A 3,644-nucleotide genomic window follows, 5' to 3' on the forward strand; every position below is an offset into this window, starting at 1 on the left:
AGGGGCTACCGAGCCCCGACGAGGTCGATGGGTGGACCGGTAAGCAGTTCGCGGACGCTCTGCGCCACGACCAGCTGAATCCGGCTTACAACTTGAACCTGCGTCAGCTGCTGCACGTCTCGTTCAAGCTCGCCGCCAAGATGGGCCAGCGTTACCTGGACGCCCTGGACGAGCATCGCGACGATGTCGAACGCAATGTCACCGTCAACCTCTACGAGCGCCACTTGAAGCCGCTCTTCGAGGCCTGATATCGTCCGGCCTCAACGCTGGGTCACCACGTTCTGGCCGTCCATCGACACCGCAATTGCACCCTGCTCGTCGGTGCGGAAGATCGTGGCACCGCTGGTCTTCAGCATCGTCAGCGCTGAAGCCGCAGGGTGCCCGTAGCCGTTGTGCTCCCCGACCTGCACCAGAGCGATGCGAGCATGCACGGCCGCTATGAATTCCGGATCCTGCCGTGGCGAGCCATGATGGGGGACGACGAGTACATCGGCCCGGAGATCGGCGCCCGAACCTACGACCGCCTGCTGGCCGGCCACCTCCAGATCGCCGGTCACCAGGACACGCACCCCGCCGGTCTCGATCATCCCGACGACCGATGCATCGTTCTCGCCCGGATCTTCACCTGCTGTTGACTCGTCCGACACCGCCGTAGCACTGTCTGGAAGGCCCGAGGCGATCGTCGTCCAGGTTAATGAGCCGAGCTCAATAACATCGCCGGGGCTTGTCCGAGTGGCTTCCGGCAACCCGCTCAGCACGGACGCGTCCGGAGGGTCCGAACCGACCAGGACGATACCAACGGGAAGCTGACCCGCGACAGCCGCCAGCCCGCCAACGTGATCGGCGTGCGAATGCGTCAGCACCAAGACCGGGATCTCTCGCACACCGGCCGCCCGCAGACAAGCCCGCAGGGCCTCCGGCTCCGGACCGGTGTCGACGAGCATCGCCTGCCCGGGGCCAACGTGGATCAGCTGTGCCCCGCCCTGCCCCACATCGCAGGCGATCACCGACCAGTCCGCCGGCCAGCCTGCCTGCGGAGGCGCCCGGAATGCGCCGATGACGAGAACGACAGCCAGCAGTCCGGCCAGAAGCCGGTTCGGCAGTATCCGAGGCACCAGCAGCACCGCGATGACGATGCAGCCGCAGACGAGCAGCGCCAGCGTCAACGGCGTGCTGCGCCAACTCCACGCTGCTGCCGGTGCGGACGCCGCGAGCTGAGCGACCAGGACTATCGGCTGAACGCACCAGCCAGCGGCCCAGCCGACCACTGCCGCGAGTCCCGGCCAGACCAGCGAGACCAACCCCGCAGTCAATCCGAGAATCGTGACCGGTCCCACGAATGGTCCCGCGAGCAGATTCGCTGCCAGTCCTACGATGCTGACCTGACCCGACAACGCAGTGACGATCGGCTGGGTGGCGAGTTGCGCAGCCAGCGGCACCGCCAGCGATTCCGCCAGCCAGCCCGGCGCCCAGCCACGCATCATCGTCTGCCAGCGCCCGGCCCACCATAGGATGCCCGCGGTGGCGGTGACCGACAACGCGAAACCCCAGGAGCGCGAGAGCCACGGATCGATCAGGACGAGCACCAGCACCGCCAGGCTCAGCGCCCGCAGGCCGCGTGCCCGATCGTGCGCCACCCCGGTTGCCGCCAACGCGATGAGGCCCATCGCAGCAGCACGCAGCACGCTCGGCTCGGCACGGCAGACCACAACGAAGGCGATCGCGACCACGACCCCCAAGCCCCGCAGCCACCAGCCACGAGCCCCTGCCTGTCGCGCCAGACCCAGCACGAATGCCAGCATCAGCGTCAGATTCGTTCCGCTGACCGCGGTGAGATGGGTCAGACCGGTCGTCTTGAAGTCCTGCTTGACCTGTTCGGGAAGATGGGAGACGTCTCCGACGACCAGCGATGGCACCAGCCCGGCCTGTTCGGGCGGCGAATGCGCCATCGCCGCCCGAAGGCCTTCGCGGAAGCGGTTCGCGAGGCGAGCCAACGGGCCAGGCGGATCTACTGAACTGATCTCACTACGAAGCACCAGGGTCGCCACGGATCGTTCCGCAGCATCGGGGGGACGGCTGAGTGCCGTGAAGGTGATCACGGCACCGACCGGCTGATCGAGCAATCCGGCAGCCTCACCGCTGGCTCGCAACTGGGCCGGCAGCCGGCCCTGCCACACCTGCCCGCGTGCGACGACGCGGTGGAGTTCAATCGGCAGCACACCCGCTGCGGGCCGATATCCGGACGCCTGCCATTGCCTGGCGTCCGAGACCACCTGCGCCGTCACCTCGACGAGGGCCTCCTGCCGGGTCCATTCGGCCGGAAGCGAGCCGGCGAGCGCCGCAGTCCACAGCCCCGCGGCTGCCCCGGCGCCCATCATCGCCGTTCCTACAGAGCAGATGGACCACGCGCGCCATAGCAGGCCCCATGCGGCGACCACGATGCCGAGTCCCACAGCCAGACCCACCCAGCGTCCGCCTTGGACCGCTATCGCGGCGCACGCCCACGCGCCCGCGGCCGGCCCCAGCAATCGCAGATCTACCGGCTTGGCCGCGGCGCCCTCAGGTTCAGACCTGGACGAGCGGGGCGAGCTTGGCATAGGTCTTGGCGCCAATGCCGTCCACCTCCTGCAACTCCTCGATCCGGGTGAAGCCGCCGTTGGCCGTGCGCCAGTCGACGATCCGTTGCGCCATCACGGGACCGACTCCCGGCAACGCCTCCAGCTGCGCGGCAGTCGCGGTGTTGAGATTGACGAGGCCGGACGAGGAGCCGCCGCCCGAATTCCCGCTCCCGCTGACGCCACCAGATCCGCCACCGCCCGAATCGGCTTGTCCGGTGCGCATCTCGCCGCGTGGCTCGGCTCCGGTGCCGATAACGATCTGGGCCCCGTCCGGGACGTCGGCGGCAAGATTCAGTTCTGCGCAATCGGCGTCGTCACGCAGCCCACCCGCAGCCACGATGGCGTCGCCCACGCGCGAACCCGCAGGAACGCTCACTACCCCGGGAGCGACGACCGCACCCATCACGTGTACCTGAATCATGGGTGCAGCCGACGGTGCGGACGCGCTGGCCGCAGGAGTGACAGATGGAGTAGCACTCGTCGCATCGACCGCGTGCCCACGGGCGGCCATCACCCTGCTGCCCGTCAACACGAGGGCCACGACCAGCAGTACGGTGAGTGCACCGGCGTGGGTCCGCCCCAGGCGTAGCAGCATCGATCTCCACGCGACACGGCCGTCACTGGTGCCGACCGTCCGCGGCGGCTCGGCTTCACAGGTGTCATCATCTGGCGCCGGCCGATCGTCCAGCTTCACGTCGGCCAACTCATCGTCCGGCACTGCTGTATCCGAAGCCCGCCTCCCCGCCGGATGGGGACCGGGCTGCGAGGGCTGAGCGCGCCGGGGCAGACCGGGTGGCTGCGCGTCTCCCACGACCACGCGCAGCCGTCCGGATACCTTCTCGAAGTCATCGGGGCGTAGCACGTGCTAAGGATCGTCAAATGGCCTCGGAATCGGTCAAGAAACCTGTTGCCTGGGGATAACTCGCGAGTGTGAGAGCTCGCGGCGAGACGGTGCCAGTGCCACCAGCGGTGGTGCACCGGGTGTCGCGCAAACGTGAGGTGCCCGGCCCGCCAGCACCCCACCCG

Annotated in this window: 2 protein-coding genes and 1 pseudogene; 1 reads left to right on the top strand and 2 read right to left on the bottom strand. The window is 68.3% G+C overall.

Annotation, left to right across the window (positions count from 1 at the left end; translation table 11 throughout):
- Positions 1–248, top strand: a pseudogene (locus tag AAFP05_RS04750) (hypothetical protein); the annotation flags it as partial.
- Positions 249–260: 12 nt separating this feature from the next.
- On the opposite strand, the gene AAFP05_RS04755 reads toward AAFP05_RS04750, so the two are convergent.
- Positions 261–2,378, bottom strand: coding sequence for a ComEC/Rec2 family competence protein (locus tag AAFP05_RS04755; RefSeq protein WP_341728706.1), 2,118 nt, complete (start codon positions 2,376–2,378; stop codon positions 261–263).
- A gap of 187 nt (positions 2,379–2,565) precedes the next feature.
- Entirely contained in the window at positions 2,566–3,480 is a 915-nt protein-coding gene (locus AAFP05_RS04760) for a ComEA family DNA-binding protein (protein WP_341728707.1), read from the bottom strand.
- Positions 3,481–3,644 lie beyond the last annotated feature (164 nt).

Source organism: Brooklawnia sp. (assembly GCF_032229645.1).
Classification (GTDB): Bacteria; Actinomycetota; Actinomycetes; order Propionibacteriales; family Propionibacteriaceae; genus Brooklawnia.